Origin of the sequence: Roseateles sp. UC29_93, from assembly GCF_042695725.1 — a bacterium.
GTDB lineage: Bacteria > Pseudomonadota > Gammaproteobacteria > Burkholderiales > Burkholderiaceae_C > Roseateles > Roseateles noduli_A.
The window spans coordinates 5,091,945-5,107,649 of sequence record NZ_CP170545.1 but is presented as its reverse complement, the minus strand read 5'-3'; the positions used below and the strand labels follow the sequence as shown (position 1 = coordinate 5,107,649).

12 protein-coding genes and 6 pseudogenes are annotated in these 15,705 nt (G+C 67.1%); 6 read left to right on the top strand and 12 right to left on the bottom strand.

Going from position 1 to position 15,705, the window contains the following annotated elements; genetic code table 11:
- Nucleotides 1–31: 31 nt before the first annotated feature.
- Complete coding sequence (locus tag ACFJIX_RS23620) at nt 32–1,057, bottom strand: SDR family NAD(P)-dependent oxidoreductase (protein ID WP_377155104.1); 1,026 nt, start codon at nt 1,055–1,057, stop codon at nt 32–34.
- Between ACFJIX_RS23620 and ACFJIX_RS23615 the strand changes: the two genes are divergently transcribed.
- Nucleotides 1,056–2,138, top strand: a complete 1,083-nt coding sequence (locus ACFJIX_RS23615; protein WP_377155103.1) for a helix-turn-helix domain-containing protein — start codon at nt 1,056–1,058, stop codon at nt 2,136–2,138. The genes ACFJIX_RS23620 and ACFJIX_RS23615 overlap by 2 nt on opposite strands.
- A gap of 34 nt (nt 2,139–2,172) precedes the next feature.
- Here ACFJIX_RS23615 and ACFJIX_RS23610 read toward each other — a convergent pair whose 3' ends face one another.
- The 5 genes and pseudogenes from ACFJIX_RS23610 to ACFJIX_RS23590 all read right to left on the bottom strand — a co-directional run bounded on the left by ACFJIX_RS23610 (nt 2,173) and on the right by ACFJIX_RS23590 (nt 7,667).
- The gene (locus tag ACFJIX_RS23610; RefSeq protein ID WP_377155102.1) at nt 2,173–2,790 is read right to left on the bottom strand and encodes a transglutaminase family protein; all 618 of its coding nucleotides are present in this window, start codon (nt 2,788–2,790) and stop codon (nt 2,173–2,175) included.
- Nucleotides 2,791–2,825: 35 nt separating this feature from the next.
- Nucleotides 2,826–3,065 (bottom strand): annotated as a pseudogene (locus ACFJIX_RS23605) (transglutaminase family protein); the annotation flags it as partial.
- Entirely contained in the window at nt 3,062–4,144 is a 1,083-nt protein-coding gene (locus ACFJIX_RS23600) for a putative zinc-binding metallopeptidase (protein ID WP_377155101.1), read from the bottom strand. The pseudogene ACFJIX_RS23605 and the gene ACFJIX_RS23600, both read right to left, overlap by 4 nt.
- Nucleotides 4,145–4,177: 33 nt before the next feature.
- Nucleotides 4,178–6,632, bottom strand: a pseudogene (locus tag ACFJIX_RS23595) (helicase C-terminal domain-containing protein).
- A 219-nt stretch (nt 6,633–6,851) separates the two neighbouring features.
- Nucleotides 6,852–7,667: a serine/threonine-protein kinase gene (locus tag ACFJIX_RS23590; RefSeq protein ID WP_377155100.1), complete on the bottom strand. Its 816-nt coding sequence runs from the start codon at nt 7,665–7,667 to the stop codon at nt 6,852–6,854.
- On the opposite strand from ACFJIX_RS23590, the gene ACFJIX_RS23585 reads away from it, so the two are divergent.
- The 4 genes and pseudogenes from ACFJIX_RS23585 (at nt 7,632) to ACFJIX_RS23570 (ending at nt 9,405) form a co-directional block, all read left to right on the top strand.
- Nucleotides 7,632–8,063 carry a hypothetical protein gene (locus ACFJIX_RS23585; protein ID WP_377155099.1) on the top strand — a complete coding sequence of 144 codons (432 nt, stop codon included), beginning with the start codon at nt 7,632–7,634 and terminating at the stop codon, nt 8,061–8,063. The genes ACFJIX_RS23590 and ACFJIX_RS23585 overlap by 36 nt on opposite strands.
- On the top strand, nt 8,048–8,446 hold the full coding sequence (locus tag ACFJIX_RS23580) for a hypothetical protein (protein WP_377155098.1): 399 nt from the start codon (nt 8,048–8,050) through the stop codon (nt 8,444–8,446). Before ACFJIX_RS23585 ends, ACFJIX_RS23580 begins: the two co-directional genes overlap by 16 nt.
- Before the next feature lie 294 nt (nt 8,447–8,740).
- Nucleotides 8,741–8,882: pseudogene (locus tag ACFJIX_RS23575) on the top strand (IS30 family transposase); the annotation flags it as partial.
- A 118-nt stretch (nt 8,883–9,000) separates the two neighbouring features.
- Entirely contained in the window at nt 9,001–9,405 is a 405-nt protein-coding gene (locus ACFJIX_RS23570) for a hypothetical protein (RefSeq protein WP_377155097.1), read from the top strand.
- 261 nt (nt 9,406–9,666) lie between these two features.
- On the opposite strand, the pseudogene ACFJIX_RS23565 reads toward ACFJIX_RS23570, so the two are convergent.
- The 5 genes and pseudogenes from ACFJIX_RS23565 to ACFJIX_RS23545 form a co-directional block, all read right to left on the bottom strand.
- Nucleotides 9,667–10,620, bottom strand: a pseudogene (locus ACFJIX_RS23565) (ATP-dependent DNA helicase); the annotation flags it as partial.
- Between the two features lie 135 nt (nt 10,621–10,755).
- Nucleotides 10,756–11,403 (bottom strand): annotated as a pseudogene (locus ACFJIX_RS23560) (protein kinase); the annotation flags it as partial.
- Between the two features lie 85 nt (nt 11,404–11,488).
- Nucleotides 11,489–11,956, bottom strand: a pseudogene (locus tag ACFJIX_RS23555) (hypothetical protein); the annotation flags it as partial.
- A gap of 117 nt (nt 11,957–12,073) precedes the next feature.
- Nucleotides 12,074–12,697, bottom strand: coding sequence for a DUF3365 domain-containing protein (locus tag ACFJIX_RS23550; protein ID WP_377155096.1), 624 nt, complete (start codon nt 12,695–12,697; stop codon nt 12,074–12,076).
- Nucleotides 12,669–13,058 (bottom strand): hypothetical protein, encoded by a 390-nt coding sequence (locus tag ACFJIX_RS23545; protein WP_377155095.1) that lies wholly within the window; start codon nt 13,056–13,058, stop codon nt 12,669–12,671. The genes ACFJIX_RS23550 and ACFJIX_RS23545 overlap by 29 nt, the downstream gene beginning before the upstream one ends.
- Before the next feature lie 165 nt (nt 13,059–13,223).
- On the opposite strand from ACFJIX_RS23545, the gene ACFJIX_RS23540 reads away from it, so the two are divergent.
- Complete coding sequence (locus ACFJIX_RS23540) at nt 13,224–13,832, top strand: aspartyl/asparaginyl beta-hydroxylase domain-containing protein (RefSeq protein WP_377155094.1); 609 nt, start codon at nt 13,224–13,226, stop codon at nt 13,830–13,832.
- An 18-nt stretch (nt 13,833–13,850) separates the two neighbouring features.
- On the opposite strand, the gene ACFJIX_RS23535 is transcribed toward ACFJIX_RS23540, so the two are convergent.
- Nucleotides 13,851–15,497 (bottom strand): lectin, encoded by a 1,647-nt coding sequence (locus ACFJIX_RS23535; RefSeq protein ID WP_377155093.1) that lies wholly within the window; start codon nt 15,495–15,497, stop codon nt 13,851–13,853.
- Nucleotides 15,498–15,705 lie beyond the last annotated feature (208 nt).

The following is a 15,705-nucleotide window of genomic DNA, read 5'->3' as shown; positions in this document are numbered from 1 at the left end:
TTGCAGAGGTAGTACTTCATCGTGGTCCCGATCAAGCCGTGCGGACACTCTTGTGAATCTCGCTCTCGAACATCTTCGGCATGTAGCTTTGCAGGAAGAGAATCATTCCCGTCATCTTGCCGACCGGGTTGCTGAACTTCGGGTGCCGGGTCTTGATCAGCCTTTCGATGGTCGCGACGACGGGGGCGGGCGACTGCGCTTCGTCGATGCCCTTTTGCGTGGCGGCGTTCGCCTGCTTGCGATAGTCGTTGTAGTCCGCAATCCTGCCGGCCTTGGCCGCGACGGCGTTGTGACTCAGATTAGTCTTGAACCACACGGGCTCGACCATGCTGACCTTGATGTTGAACTGGTCCAGTTCAAAGCGAAGGGATTTGAAATAGCCCTGCACCGCATGTTTGGAGGCGGTGTAGTAGGACAGATTCGGCGGACCGATCAGTCCCACGATGGAACTGACGGTGATGATCTGGCCTGCCTTCTGCGCCCTGAAGTGCGGGAGCAAGGCGTTGGTCACCTTGACCGTGCCCCAGAAGTTCGTCTCGAACTGCTGGCGTCCGAGCGCCAAGGGCGTCTCTTCAGCCAGGCCGGTCACCATGTAGCCGGCGTTGTTCACGAGCACGTCCACCCGCGGGGCGTGCAGGAACAACTCGCGCGTGAAGGCCTCGATGGACGCGTCATCGTCGATGTCCAGCCGCAGCAGTTTGAACGGCAGTTTGGCCGCCTTCTCCGGATCGCGGCTGGTGCCGATCACCTCGAAGCCCTGTTGCTGCAGGCGTGTCGCGAGCATCAGGCCGAAGCCGGACGAGGCGCCGGTGATCAAAACGGTCTTTTTCATGGTCTTTGCTTTCTTGCTGCCGAGCCGTCGGCTTCTGCCAGCGGTGGGGTGGCCGGGCGACGGGCCCGGGGACGGGTTCAAGGAACAGGGCCACTGTGCCCAGGCATCGGCGCCAGCGCACTCGCTCATCGCGCCAATCGACATGCGAAACCCGCCAGCAAGACCGCGCAGCTTGGCGCGTTCCGCTGGTGTGCCCGGCGAAGGCCGCTCGTAAACTGAAGTCATGAAAGACGACAACGCCGTCGCCCCCAAGCTGCCAGGGGGCCGCTTGGCGCACGCAGGCACCTTTGCGATCTGGCCGGGCTGGCTGCTGCTGATGCACGACGCGGGTGTCAATGGCGCCAACGTATTGCGCCGGGCCCAGTTGCCTGGCGATCTGTTCGGGCGCGCGAGCACGCGCCTCGACTCCGAGACCTACTTCAAGCTATGGGCGGCGATCGAGGCAGAGGCGACTGCCGGGCAGCTGCCCGTGCCCTTGCGCCTGGCGCAGAGGATGTCGTCCGACTGGTTCGAGCCTGAACTCTTCGTGGCGCTGTGCAGCGACGACATGGATGGCGCACTCGCACGCCTGGCCAAGTACAAACGTCTGAGTGGCCCCATGGCGTTGCATGTCGAGCGCACCGAGCGTCGCACGACGGTGGCGCTGGAGTTCCTGGACCGCGCCTTGGCGCCCCCGCCCGTGCTGATGGCCTTCAAGATTGTTTTCCTCGTCCAACTGGCGCGACTGGCCACTCGGAGCCCGATGCACGTGGTGAGGGTGGGATGGCCCCAGCCGCCGCAGTCGGCGCCGGAGGCGCTGGCCTACGCGGACTACTTCGGCGTCCCGGTCGAAAGAACACCGATGCCCACGGTCGTGTTCTCGGCAGAGGACGCACGGCGTCCATTCCTGACCGCCAATCACGGCATGTGGTCCTTCTTCGAGCCCGCCTTGCGGCAACGCCTCGCCGACTTGGACCGGCACGCGACCACCGCAGAGCGGGTGCGCAGCGCGCTGCTCGAGGCGCTGCCCGCCGGGGAGTTGTCGATGCAGGCGATCTGTCGCAAGTTGGGGGTCAGCAGCCGCACGTTGCAACGGCGGCTCCAAGAGGAGGGCAGCAGCTTCCAGCAGACCCTGGACGGCTTGCGCAGCGCGCTGGCCCACCACTACCTTCAGAACTCCTCGCTGTCAGGCGCGGAGATCGCCTTCCTGCTGGGCTTCGAGGATCCCAACTCCTTCATCCGTGCGTTTCAAGGCTGGACGGGCAGCACGCCGCATGCGGTGCGATCAAGCTTCCTGGCGTCCGCGGGCGCGGCGAACGAGGCGTGACACCCGCGCGGAAACGGAGGCCGGCCGCAGGCGATCACGCGGCGGCGGGCGCGAGATGACAGCCCGCTGAATCGCCATCGGTGGACAAGGCGCTGCTCACGTGAACGGGCAGTCGGAGCCCCGGCCCTTCGCACGCGCTTGCGCGCACCAGCGGCGCGAACGGCGCCTGGACCTGGCCGTACAAGGTGGCGAACGGCACGTCCGCCGCATCGCGTCCGGTACCGATGCGCACGAAGCCCATCGGGATGCCGGTGCCCGACGCATCGAAGGTGTACCAGCGCCGGCCGAGGTAGACCTCCACGTAGGCGTGGAAGTCCGGCGCCTTGGTCGGGTCGGCGCCGTAGTCGGTGCCGGTCACGTAACGCGCCGGCAGCGAGAGCGCCCGGCAGAGCGCAATCATCACGTGCGCCTGGTCGCGGCAGACGCCGACCCGATCCGTCAGCGTGTCGAGCGCGGTGGTCTGCGTGGTCGATCCGTACGAGGAATACGCGATGTGCCGCTGCACCCACGCCGCGATCGCGGCGGCGCGCGCGTATCCCGAGGGCAGATGACCGAACTCGGCCTCGGCCCACGGGATGAGGCGATCGGATTCGCAATAGCGGCTGGGCGCCAGGTAGGACAGCAGCTCGACGGCAACTGATCGATCGGGCATTCGTCGATGAAGGCCGGTTCGCTGATGCCGTGCTCGATCGTGACGCTGGCGGTGTAGGTCAGGTGCAGATCGCCCTGCGGCGCGCGCAGGCGCAGCAGGCGGTTGCGCGTGCTGGCGACCGTCTCCGAGCGCCACGGCACCTCCGGCGTCAGGACGACGCTCTCCTGGAGGACGTGTTGCGCCGCCGTGTGGGCCGGCTGGATGTTGAACACGAAGTCGCCATGCGGCGAGTCGATCCGGTAGTCCAGTTCGAAGTGGAGATCGAGGCGAATCATGGGGTCCTGCCGTTCTCGACGACGCAATGGATGAAGTGCAGCTTCGGGACGACCCGGCGTTGCAGCACGAAGGGGTAAAAGTCGGGCTGGCCCATCGCGCGGGACATCTCGTTCATCACGCTGGTGATGGCGAGCCAGTCGCGCAGCAGGCGCAGGAAGTCGGGTCCGGTGGCGTGGCCCGGCGACCAGAGGTCGTCGAGTCCGTAGGGCCAGGGTCGCATCTCGTCGACGGTGCTCAGCAGCTTGAAGCTGCCGGCGGTATCGATGGTGTCGCGCAGGTGCAGGTAGTGCGCCCAGGTTTCCGCCCAATCCTCCCACGGATGCGCGCTGGCGTACGAGGTGATGAAGCGCTGCGACCAGTCCGGCGGCGGGCCGGTGCGGTGATGACGCTGAAGCGCGTCGGTGTAGGGCTGGCGTTCGTTGCCGAACAGGACGCGGAAAGGCTCGTGCCAGGACGTGCCCGAGACCAGCCGGTCCCAGTAGTAATGACCGATCTCGTGGCGGAAATGCCCGAGCAGCGTCCGGTAGGACTCGCCCATGCGCTGCCGGGCGGCTTCGCGCTTGGCGTCGTCGGCTTCCTCGATGTTGATGGTGATGACGCCCCAGGCGTGTCCCGTCATCACGCGCGGCTGGCCGGGCAGGGTGCGCAGGAAGTCGAAGGCAAGCCCGCGGTCCGGTGCTTCGAATTTCGGCACCACCGGCAGGCGCAGCCCGAGGAGCTGCGACACCAGCCGCCGCTTGGCGCGCTCCATGCGTCCCCAGAGTTCGGCGTTGATGGGATCCGATAGGTTCGGAATGGTGCGGTTCAGCGCGCAGGCAACGCACAACGGGCCCTTGCGCCGGTCATCCAGCGGGAGCAGCCAATTGCAGCCGGCGGCGGTGTGGAAGTTGGCGCAGCGGGTGAAGACGCCGTCCACGCCCTCGATTTGCCAGGTCGCGGTGGCCGGGCCGGGCAGCAGCGCGTGCAGCACCAGGTCGTCGGGGAGGAAGCCGAGCGGCGCCTTGCACATCAGGCAGGCGCTGTTGCGGAAGTAGAGGCGGTGGCCGCAGGTGCAGCGATAGACGCGGGGGGAGGTCATGTCAGCCTCCCCTTGGCAAGCATGGGGCCTGCCTCACTCCCTGGCGTGTCTTGCTGTCCCTGGCTGAGCCCACCACGCCGGCAACAGCCGCTGCACCTCCGCCCGCGCGAAGCGGTCGTCGATCAGGTGGACCACGCCGCGGTCCTCGGTCGTGCGGATCACCCGGCCGGCCGCCTGCACGACTTTCTGCAAGCCCGGGTAGAGGTAGGTGTAGTCGTAGCCCGCGCCGAAGAGCTTCTCCATGCGCGCGCGGATCTGCTCGTTGACCGCGTTGACCTGCGGCAGGCCGAGCGTCGACAGGAAGGCGCCGATGAGCCGGCGCCCCGGCAGGTCGACGCCTTCCGCGAACGCGCCGCCCAGCACCGCGAAGCCGACACCGCGACCCTCGTCGGTGAAGCGATCGAGGAACTGGCGCTGTTCGCCTTCGCTCATGCGGCGCGACTGGCGCCATTGCGGCACGTCGGGGTGGCGGTCGCCGAGCAGCTCCGCCACCTGTTCCAGGTAGTCGTAGCTGCTGAGGAAGGCCAGGTAGTTGCCGGGCGCGACGCGGTACTGCGCCGCGATCAGGTCGGCGATCGGCTGCAGCGAGGCGCGCCGATGCTGGTAGCGGGTCGAGATGTGCGAGGCCACGTGCACCTGCAGCTGGCGCGCGTCGAAGGGCGAGGGCACCTCGATGCTCACGTGGTTCTCCGGCAGTCCGAGCAGGTCCGCGTGGAAGGCCTGCGGCTGCAGCGTGGCGGAGAACAGCGTGCTCGTGTGGGCGGCCGCCAGTCGCGGCTTCAGGAACGGTGCGGGGACGATGTTGCGGATGCAGATGACCGACGGACCCGGCTTGGCGCCGAAGCCCGCCGGTTTCTGGACGTCCACCAGCGAGTGCGGCCCGAAGGACTCCACCGCGCGGGTCACGTGCAGCGCCTCGAAATGGAAGTCGAGCAGCGCGGGATCGACCTCGTCGGGATGGGCGGCGAGGTGTTCCGAGACCACGCCGATGCTGTGCTGGAGCGCGCTCAGCAAGGCTTCGGGGGAAGGACTCGTACGCCGCATAGGGCTCGGCCTGTGCCTTGTCGATCGCGCGCCAACTGCGGCGCACCTTGTCGAGCGCCTTGCGCACGAGCGGCGACGCCGTCGCGCCGGACGACCGTCGCGCCTGGAACAGCCGCTCCGGCGACAGCGTCGCGCTGAACATCTTGCGGCCGCGTTCGACGAGGTTGTGCGCCTCGTCGACGAGCAGACCGATGCGCCATTGGTTCACCTGCGTCAGTCCGTACAGCAGGGCGCCGTGGTCGAAGTAGTAGTTGTAGTCGCCGACCACCACGTCGGCCCAGCGCGCCAGTTCCTGGCTCAGGTAGTACGGGCAGACGTCGTGTGCCAAGGCCGCTTCGCGCACGGCGGTCCGCGTCAGTGCGACGCCGGCGTCACTGCCGGCCGCCCGGTCGACCTGCAGCGCGGCCGAACGGGCTGCGGGCAGGCGGTCGTAGAAGCCCTTGGCCAGGGGACAGGACTCGCCGTTGCAGGCCTTGTCCGGGTGCTCGCAGGACTTGTCCCGCGCGACCATCTCCAGCACGCGCAAAGGCACGACGGTCCTTGTCGCACTGGCGCAGTTGGCATCGGCGTCGTTGCCCTCGACGACGACGTCGTCGATACCGTCGCCATTACCGCTGCCATTACCGCTGCCATTACCGCTGCCGTTGCCGTTGTTGTTGTTGTTGTTGTTGCCGACTTCGACGAGACGCTGAAGAGCGTTCAACGCGGTCTGCCGTCCCGAGGTCTTCGCCGCCAGGAAGAAGATCTTGTCGATGCGCTGCCCAGGCGCGGCCTTCAGCAACGGGAAGATCGTGCCCATCGTCTTGCCGATGCCGGTCGGCGCCTGCGCGAGCAGGCAGCGGCCCGTCGCGGCGGCGCGATAGACCGCCTCGGCCAGCGGCCGTTGTCCGACGCGGAAGTCCCCGAACGGGAACCGCAGCGCCTGGAGCGCCGCGTCACGTTGCTGCCGGCGTGCGAGCTCGAGGACGGCCCACGCGAGGAATCGCTCGCACAGGGACTCGAAGTGCGCGCGCAGTTCCGCCGCCGTGCAGCGTTCGGTCAGGAGCGTCTCCTCCTGGCTGCCGAGGTCGAGGTAGACGAGCGCGACCTCGATGTCCGGCAGTGCTTCGGCCTGGCACAGCAGCCAGGCATAGACCTTGGCTTGTGCCCAGTGCAGTCGACGGTGCGTGGGGCGCTGGCGATCGAGGCTGCCGCGGAAGGTCTTGATCTCTTCGAGGCGTCGACGATCGGGATCGAAGCCGTCGGCGCGACCTCGCACGCGGAGTTCGCCGAACTCGCCGCTGAGCGTCAGTTCCCGTCGGTAGCCGGGACCCCGGCGCTCGTACACGAGCGCATGTCCGGCGATGCCTTCCTGCGCCGTCGGCGCGGGCGTGAAGCGCAGGTCCAGGTCGCCTTGCTTGGCGGTGAACTCGCAGAGCTCGCGGACGGCGACGGTGTAGGGCACGGGGAGGGGTCAGGCTTGATCACTGTTGATGCATACAGTATCTCAAATCGGCACCTGTCCTTGTTCACGGTCTCTGCCAAGCCCTTCTCGCGCCTCGCGCCTCGCGCCTCGCGCCTCGTGCCTCGTGCCTCGCGCCTCGCGCCTCGCGCCTCGTGCCTCGCGCCTCGCGCCTCGCGCGCCTCGCACTCCTCGCGGACTCTCAGGGGCGCTCATGGAGTCTCATGGCGACTTGCCGGCTGCGGCCGCCAGCGCGGCCGCGGTCGCGATGAACTGCTCCCGTTCCGGCGCGTCGGCGATGTGGCGCGCGAGGGATCGCGAGAGTTCCTCGACGTTGGCGCTGTGCGCGAGGTCGCGCGAGACGAGGTGCCTGGCCAATGGTCCGATGTGCGTCGCGAGGGCGCGCTCGACCTGGGAGACGAGGGCCGCATCGAGACCGCGCCCTGTGCTCGATCCTGCGCCGGACCCTCCCGTCGGCGTTGCGATCGGGCCTGCAGCCGAGCCGTGGCGAGGCTGGACCAGCGTGCGATCGTCGAAGCTGTCGGCAGCCCCGGTGCTCGGGCCGCCGATCGCGAGGTCCGCGAGCGCCGCGCGCATGGCCGCCGCATCGGCGAAGCGATGACGCGGGTCCCGGGCCATCGCGCGCCGCACGACGGCATCGAGCGCCGTCGGCAGTTCTCCCGGCCGCAGCGCGCTCGGCGCCGCGGGTTCCTGATGCAGCGTCTGGTACATCACCGCCTCGGGCGCGCCGCTGAAGGGCGTGCGTCCGGTCGTCAGCCGGTACAGCAGCACGCCGCAGGCGAAAAGGTCGGCGCGGTGGTCGATCGGACCGCCGAGGTACTGCTCCGGCGCCATGTAGCCCGGCGTCCCGATCTGCGAGGCGACCTGCGTGAGGTGCCGGTCCGCGATGCGTGCGATACCGAAGTCGGTCAGCTTCACCCGGTTGTCGCGCGTGATGAGCAGGTTGCCGGGCTTGATGTCGCGGTGCCAGACGCCGCGATCGTGCGCGCAGCCCAGCGCATCCAGCAACTGGTCCATCACGTCGAGCGACCAGGCCAGCTAGTTCTGCTCAGCGAATCCGCGAAACAGAATGGAAGCACGCCGGTTGAGCAGTACAAATTAGTAGCGAACGAACGTGGGTTCTATCCGGTCATGACCAGAGGTCAAAAGCATCCGACCGAAATCGTATGGCTGGAACGTGGCGAGGCGTGGAAGTTCGGAACCACCAAGAATCCCAAGTCGCGATATAGTCAAGTGTATCTCGACGGAATTGGCGAATTTGGCGTTGAAAAGAAGCAAGAGTTTCTGGGCACTCAGGATCAGGCGCTTCAGTTGGAAAACATGAAGATCCGCAATTATTCTGAGCAGAATGGCAAGCTTTCCCCCCCGGAAACAAAATTGTTAGATAGGAATTCCAAATGGACTTTAGAATAACTGCGGATTATCACTGGGAGTCGAGAATTGATAAGGTTCTTGATGAGATTCAGGAATTGAAGCCCAGGGTATTTTTCATTGAGCGAAGCTACGGAAAAAGTGTGGAAGGGGTAAAGATTCTGTTCAATTGCCCACTGCCCGAGTTTGAGTTGAAGCGAAGATTGCGTTTCTCAAAAAAGGAAAAGGCGCTTTATTTGGATATCATGCTAGATTTGTCGGAAATGATTTCTGCAGATCATGCTGTGCGCCGAAAAATCATGATTGATAAATTGCTTTCTGATGTCCCGGAAACGCTTCAAAAATACAATTTTGAAGATTTTGACTACGAACGATTCAATATTGATTTGAAGACTCTCTTCGAACCCCTTGCTTCGCACGGCTGATCACGACCGTATTTATTGGATAGCGTGACGGGCGACGCGAAATGGGCCTTCATGGCGAGCGTGGATTCACGGCGCTCATCACATGAGGCAAGCGGCCCGACGGGCGTCGCGTGCTTGCAGATGGCATGAGAGGGCGGGCGCAAGGTCGAAGTGCGACACCCCGCATCTTGTAAGGTGTCGCGAAAATGGGAACTCACTACTCGCACTTGAGCCAAACCGATCGCATCGCATTCAGCTGCTGCTCCAGGCCGGATGTAGCCGACGTCAGATTGCAGATTGGCTCGGCTTCAGCCCGTCCCCATCGCGCTGCGTCCGCCGGAGGTAGCCGCTCGGATCGTGCCCGGACACTGGGAGGGTGACATGATCAAGGACGCCATGAATCGGTCCCCGGTTGCCCTCGTCGAGCGTCTCAGTCGCTACGCCATGGTGGTCAAGCGCGAAGGAAGCAACGCCGACGACATCCTCAACGGCTTCCGCCGACGCCTCAGGAGCGTCCCCGATGGCTTGCGCAAGACCATGACCTCCGACTATTTGCCTGCCGCCCGGAGGCTGAAATGCTCTTGAAAGTTGAGAAGAAGGCCCCTGTTGAAAACGCGACGACCGCCAATGTGCGAGCAGTCATTCCCAAGCTGCGCAGCTACGGGCCGTCTTCGTATGCGTCGCTGACAGACGCGCAAGGTAGTTATCTCCAGGTGGCCGGCGGCGGAGTGACGTGCATGCTGGAGTGGCGCGACGCGGTCAACCGGCGTCACTTCCGCGCGCACCTAGATGCTCCGAGCAAGGTGTTCCCGGACGGAACCATCCTGACCTTCAGCGGTGGCGAGGTGAAGCTGCGAGCTGATGAATGGCTGACCGCACCGATGGTTGAGGCCGCGTTCCTCGCCTTCCTTGAGGGTGCGCCGCTGCCGGATGCGATTAGGTGGCGGGATATCTCAGCGATGTTCGAGCACCTAGCCTGACTGAAGTTCGAGGCGAGCATCCGAGTCAAGGTCGGCCACCGGCCGCCCGTGAGGGCTTGGCCTTGACGCGGTGGCTCGCTGCTCGACGCTCGCCGTCAGCGGTGCCTGCAGACGAGGTGGCTGGCACCGCTGACGGCAGAGGGCGACTCGCTCCCTTCCCGGGAAGTGTATGGACCGAGGACATCAGTGACAGATGTGCCAGGACATGGGTAACAGGTCCGGTTCCTGGCTCAGGTAGTACGGGCAGACGTCGTGCGCCTAGGCGGCTTCGCGCACCGCAGACCGCGTCATCGCGACGTTCGTGCCATGGCCATGCGCAGCGACGCCGATCGGGCGGCTGGCAATCGGTCGTAGAAGCCTTGGGTAGCGGACAGGACTCGCCGCTGCAGGCCAGGTCCTGGTGTTCGCACGCCTTGTCGCGTGTCACGAGTTCGAGCACGCGGAGCGAGACCGATGACTTCGACTCCTCCGATGCTCCCGACACATCGCCGCGATCGACCATGCGCTCGATCGCCTCCAGCGCGGTCTGTCGTCCCGAGGTCTTCGCCGCCAGGAAGAGATCGTGCCCATCGTCTTGCCGATGCCGGTCGGCGCCTGCGCGAGCAGGCAGCGGCCCGATGCTGCCGCGCGGTAGACCGCTTCAGCGAGCGGTCGCTGCCCGATGCGGAAATCGCCGAACGGGAAGCTCAGCGACTGCAGCGCCGCGTCACGTCGCTCCCGGTGATCAAGCTCGAGGACGGCCCACGCGAGGAATCGCTCGCACAGCGACTCGAAGTGCACGCGCAGTTCCTCCGCGCTGCAGCGTTCGGTCAGGAGCGTCTCCTCCTGGCTGCCGAGGTCGAGGTAGACGAGCGCGACCTCGATGTCCGGCAGGGCCTCGGCCTGGCACAGCAGCCACGCATAGACCTTGGCCTGGGCCCAATGCAGTCGGCGATGCGTGGGCCGCTGACGATCGAGGCTGCCGCGGAAGGTCTTGATCTCCTCCAGGCGTCGGCGATCGGGATCGAAGCCGTCGGCGCGACCTCGCACGCGGAGCTCTCCGAACTCGCCGCTGAGCGTCACTTCCCGTCGGTAGCTGGGGCCCCGGCGCTCATACACGAGCGCATGTCCGGCGATCCCTTCCTGCGCCGTCGGCGCAGGCGTGAAGCGCAGGTCCAGGTCGCCTTGCTTGGCGGTGAACTCGCAGAGCTCGCGGACGGCGACGGTGTAGGGCACGGGGCGGGGTCAGGCTTGAATGCTGTGGATGCATACAGCATCTCAAATCCGCGCCTGCCCTTGTTCACGGCCTCTGCAACGGCCCTCATGGGCCCTCAAGGGCCCTCATGGGCTCTCATGGGCTCCCACGATTCTTCATGGCGACTTGCCGGCTGCGGCCGCCAGCGCGGCCGCGGTCGCGATGAACTGCTCCCGCTCCGGCGCATCGGCGATGTGGCGCGCGAGGGATCGCGAAAGTGCCTCGACGCTGGCGCTGTGCGCGAGGTCGCGCGAGACGAGGTGCCTGGCCAGCGGCCCGATATGCGTCGCGAGGGCGCGCTCGACCTGGGAGACGAGGGCCGCATCCAGACCGCGCCCTGCACTCGATCCTGCGCCGGACCCTCTCGTCGACGTTGTGATCGGATTTGCAGCCGAATCGTGGCGAGGCTGGACCACCGTGCGATCGCCAAAGCCGTCGGTGGACCCGGCCGGCAGACCGCCGATCGTCGCGATGTCCGCGAGCGCCGCGCGCATGGCCGCCGCGTCGGCGAAGCGATGGCGCGGATCCCGGGCCATCGCGCGACGAACGACGGCGTCGAGCGCCGTCGGCAGTTCGCCCGGCCGCAGCGCGCTCGGCGCCGCGGGTTCCTGATGCAGCGTCTGGTACATCACCGCCTCGGGCGCGCCGCTGAAGGGCGAGCGTCCCGTCGTCAGCCGGTACAGCAGCACGCCGCAGGCGAAGAGGTCGGCGCGGTGGTCGATCGGACCGCCGAGGTACTGCTCCGGCGCCATGTAGCCCGGCGTCCCCGATCTGCGAGGCGACCTGCGTGAGGTGCCGGTCGGCGATGCGCGCGATGCCGAAGTCGGTCAGCTTCACCCGGTTGTCGCGGGTGATGAGCAGGTTGCCGGGCTTGATGTCGCGGTGCCAGACGCCACGGTCGTGCGCGCAGCCGAGCGCATCCAGCAACTGGTCCATCACGTCGAGCGACCAGGCCAGTGGCGGCCTCGCGATCTTGATCATCTGATCGAGACCGCGGCCTTCGACCAGCTCCATGACGAGGAAGGCGAAGCTGCCAGCGCCCGAGACGATGCTCGCGCCGGCATTGGCCCCCGTGTCAGCACCCGAGCCGGCGTTCGGAGATGAAGCCGCCGACTCGGTGACCTCGCCGAAGTCGTAGATGGTCACGACCCCGGGATGGGCGATGCGCCCGACCGCGCGCGCCTCGTTGCGGAAGCGCGCGGTGATCGAGTCTTCGGGAGCCGTCTCGCCGATGACGTCCTCGAACTGGCGACGCAGGACCTTGATGGCCACCTCGCGCTGGATGTGCGGATCGAAGGCGCGGTAGACGACGCCCATCGCGCCTTCCCCGAGCCGGCCTCGGGAGGAGGATCTTGCCGATGCGGGCCGGCCCGCCCGCGGGGTCGCTCACGGGGTCGGCGTGGAAGGCGGCATCGCCAGGGGTCTTCGTGTCGGTCATGCGCGGCCCTCCAGCATCGCCATCGCCTGATCCAGGCTGCGGCGCATGCGCCCGAAGGACACGGTCAGCACGCCGATCTCGTCGTTCGAGCGGGCCTCGAAGGGCGGTGCGTCCTCGCCGAGCGACACCCGGTCCGCGATCCGCGCCAGGCTCGTCACCGGCCGGATCACCAGGTACCAGAGCATCAGGTTGAGCGCCGCGCCCATGACCAGGAAGGCCGCCGTCAGCGCGCCCATCACCAGCCAGAAGGTCTGCGACGCCTGCTTCAACGGCAGCGTCATGGGCACGCTCACGACCTCGGCGCCCAGCGTCTCGTTGAGCCGCCAGCCGAAGCCGTTGGAAGGACCGTAGCGCGCCACCAGCGTCGGCGGCGCGGTCTGCGGCGACGCATGGCAACCGAGGCAGGCCGCGTTGCCGATCCGGATCGGCCGCGCGATGTAGAGCGCCTCGCCGCTGGGCGTCTCGCGGCGTCCGATGAACTCCGTCAGCGCGGGCCGGCGCGCGAACTGCGAGATCACGTCCTCCTCCCAGCTCACCGCCCGGTTGCGCGGGTTGGTGGGATTGAGCATGGCCGCCTTGTAGCTGTAGTCCTCATAGGCCTTGGACAGCGTGGCCAGCACCTCGTGCGCGGGAGAACGCGGGGACGGCCTCGGGCACGAAGCGCTCGCGCAACTGGCTTTCCAGCAGCGGACGGATGTGGTCCGCGGTGTACTGGTTGACGGCGCCGGCGCTGCGCATCAGCAGCCGGGCGCGGTCGGCGACCTGCTCCTGAGCGCCGTCCTGCAGCCATCGCCGCGCCAGGAAGCCCGTGGCCGCCAGCCCGACGAGGAACACCGCCAGGAAGATCAGGTTGAACTTCGCCAGCAGGCTCAGGTGCGGGAGGCGGTACCCGGGCCGGTGGCGCACGGCAACGCGGCGCGAGGGGGAGATCGGGAGGCCTGCCCCGGTGCGGCTGGAGAGGGGGTCGTCGATGCGGCTCATGCGTGTCCTTGGCTCCCACCGGGTGGTGGATGTCGGTCTCGATGAAGGACTTACGGAGCCGACGGCCGGACGGATGCAGGCGTCGATGCATGTCGCTGCGACGGTGGGCGACTGGCATCAACTTGGGAGAACACATGGACTCATCGTCCGCACTACGCACGGACCATGAAGACGACATTCCACGACATCGACGACTTCCCGCAGCTGCGGACCCTGTGCGGGCAATGGGAGACGATCCGCGACGAATTCCTCCGGCTGCGCGCCCCGGTGATGGCCATGAACCGGCACGGAAAGCGCCATGAGGAGGTCCTGCGCGACCTGGAAGGCTATCTGGCGGCCGGGCACGCGTTCGGCTGGATGGAAGGCTGGGGCCCGGGCGGCGGCAACCCGGATTGGCTGCAGTACGCCCTGATGGGCTTCGGGGCGCCGGTGCCGCGCGTCGACCCGGTACTTGCGCGGACGATGGCGATGCTGGGCTCGCTGGGCGGCCTCATCAAGGTCGCGGCGTTTGCCCAGCTCAATGCCGGCGCGATGCTGCCGGTCCACACGCATCCGGAGATCGGCGAGGAGCAGCTGCTGCAATTGCACCTGCCGCTGGTGACCGCGACCCACCGCAACTACGCCTATCTGAACGTGGCAGGCGAGTTCCGCCAGTTCGTCAGCGGCCAGCCGCTGATCTTCGACGGCTCGCTGGACCACTTCGTGCTCAACGAGTCGCCGACCGATCGCGTCATCCTCTACATGGAGTTCTCGCGGCGTCTGCGCATGGGCTGAACGCCGGGCCGGCCACGTTCAACGCGCCGCCGTGATCATGTCGAACTGCTCCCACGGCCCGATCGCCGTGCGGTTGGCGATGAGCGAGGCGGCGCCGGCGTTCTCCGCCGTCACATAGCGGTTGTTGGCGATCGACTGCAGCGTCACCGAGCCATTCGCGTTGCGGATCAGCTTGAACGACTCCCACGGCCCGATCGCGGTCCGGTTGGCGATCAGCGCGGAGCCGCCGCCGTTCTCGGCGCAGACCAGCCGGCCGTTGGCCCGCGCGCGCAGCGCGATGTTGCCGTTGCCGGCGTCCAGCAGGTCGAACTGCTCCCAGCCGCCGATGGCGTCGCGGTTGGCGATCAGCGGCGCGCCGCCGGCGTTCTCGGCCGTCACGTAGCGGTTGTTGACGCGCGCACGCAGGGTCACGACTTGCGTCGTCGGCGTCGTGGTGCCGACCACCGGCGGCGTCGGCCGCGTCGGCGTCAGCGGGAGTTGCCCCTTCAGCATCCGGCCGCCGTCGTTGGTCAGGCGCAGGTAGTAGTCGGACGAGCAGGCCGTGCCGTCCTCGTCCAGCGCCAGGATGCCGGAGCCGGCGGGCACGAAGGCCCCGGTCTCGGCGGTCTTGGCGATCTGGTTGCCCTCGTTGAACTCGTCGAACATCGAGATGTAGATCCCCTGCGCGCCGACCCGGACCATGTTGTAGAACTGGCGCCACATGAAGTCGCCATGCGCGCGCTGGCGCACGCTCAGGTCGCCGGGCAGCACGCAGGGCTGGTAGTCGATGCCGCGCGCATTGCAGTCGGCCTGGTCGGGGAGGTTGACGTTCTGGTAGAACCAGTCGGACCCCGCGGCGTCGCCGATGCGGCCGACCATCCACGGCGAGATCATGTTCAGCGCGTGATAGACGTCCAGGTACCCGGCGCGCGAATCGTTCTTGCCTTCGCGCCAGTAGGTCGGCACGCCGCCCATCACGTAGCAGCCCTGGCCCTTGAACCAGTTGATGACGTCCAGGCAGGCGGCGGCGGACCAGGGATGGTTGTCGTCGTTGAAGCCGAAGCCCCAGATGCCCACCACCGGCTTGCCGTTCTGCCGCGCATAGGCCGACGAGGCCACCAGCGCCGACATCTTGTTCAGCCAGTCCGCCTTGATCTCGGGCTGCATGTTGCGCCAGCCGCTCACGTCGTACATGACGTAGAACTTGCGGCCGTAGGACTCGGCGGCGCTGCGCACCTTCAGCGCCATGGCGTCGCGGGTCGCGCCTTCACCGCCGTTGGGGTTGAAGCGTTGCAGCGCGGCGGTGTCGCAGCCGTTCTGCTGCATCCAGCGGAAGTGGGTGTCGACGGTGGACTGGTCGTAGGACGAGAACAGCGTCGCCGGCGCGCCGTTGCCGAGCGCTGCGAAGGCGGTGGGGTAGCCGGAGGCGTACTCGCGCATGTCGGGCCACGAGATGATGGCGCGGTTGGTGGGAGAGGGCGTGCGGCTCCAGTCCTGGGCCCAGTGCCACCAGCCGTTGATCGGCGCGCTGTCGCCGGCGCAGGCGAACCAGCCCTGGTAGCCCACGGTGATCTTGCCGACCACGTCGCCGACCGGGCTGGCGGCGATGGCGCTGGACAAGGGCAGCGTGGAAGCGGCGACGCCGGCGGCGGCGGTGCCCAGGAAGGTACGACGGGACAAGGTCACGGGAGTTCTCCAGCAGCGGCGCCATCAGGGCGTCGAGGTGGAGGCACTGTAGGGACGCGGGACCGGGCGCTGTGTCGAGGTGCGTCCTGCGGGCGCCGATGCGACGCCCCGGTTGCAATGCTTGCAGAGATGCAACGAGGGTTGCGTGGGGCTCTACCTCTTCGGAGGATCCCAGGAGGAGGGTCTCATCAGTTCTGACGATGCCCGC

What these genes read in the sequence shown, in the direction of transcription:
- ACFJIX_RS23610 (WP_377155102.1), bottom strand. Translation starts at nt 2,790, where the DNA reads ATGCCCGATCGATCAGTTGCCGTCGAGCTGCTGTCCTACCTGGCGCCC.
- ACFJIX_RS23545 (WP_377155095.1), bottom strand. Translation starts at nt 13,058, where the DNA reads ATGAGCCGCATCGACGACCCCCTCTCCAGCCGCACCGGGGCAGGCCTC.
- ACFJIX_RS23615 (WP_377155103.1), top strand. Translation starts at nt 1,056, where the DNA reads ATGAAAGACGACAACGCCGTCGCCCCCAAGCTGCCAGGGGGCCGCTTG.
- ACFJIX_RS23620 (WP_377155104.1), bottom strand. Translation starts at nt 1,057, where the DNA reads ATGACTTCAGTTTACGAGCGGCCTTCGCCGGGCACACCAGCGGAACGC.
- ACFJIX_RS23570 (WP_377155097.1), top strand. Translation starts at nt 9,001, where the DNA reads ATGCTCTTGAAAGTTGAGAAGAAGGCCCCTGTTGAAAACGCGACGACC.
- ACFJIX_RS23580 (WP_377155098.1), top strand. Translation starts at nt 8,048, where the DNA reads ATGGACTTTAGAATAACTGCGGATTATCACTGGGAGTCGAGAATTGAT.
- ACFJIX_RS23590 (WP_377155100.1), bottom strand. Translation starts at nt 7,667, where the DNA reads ATGGACCAGTTGCTGGATGCGCTGGGCTGCGCGCACGATCGCGGCGTC.
- ACFJIX_RS23540 (WP_377155094.1), top strand. Translation starts at nt 13,224, where the DNA reads ATGAAGACGACATTCCACGACATCGACGACTTCCCGCAGCTGCGGACC.
- ACFJIX_RS23600 (WP_377155101.1), bottom strand. Translation starts at nt 4,144, where the DNA reads ATGACCTCCCCCCGCGTCTATCGCTGCACCTGCGGCCACCGCCTCTAC.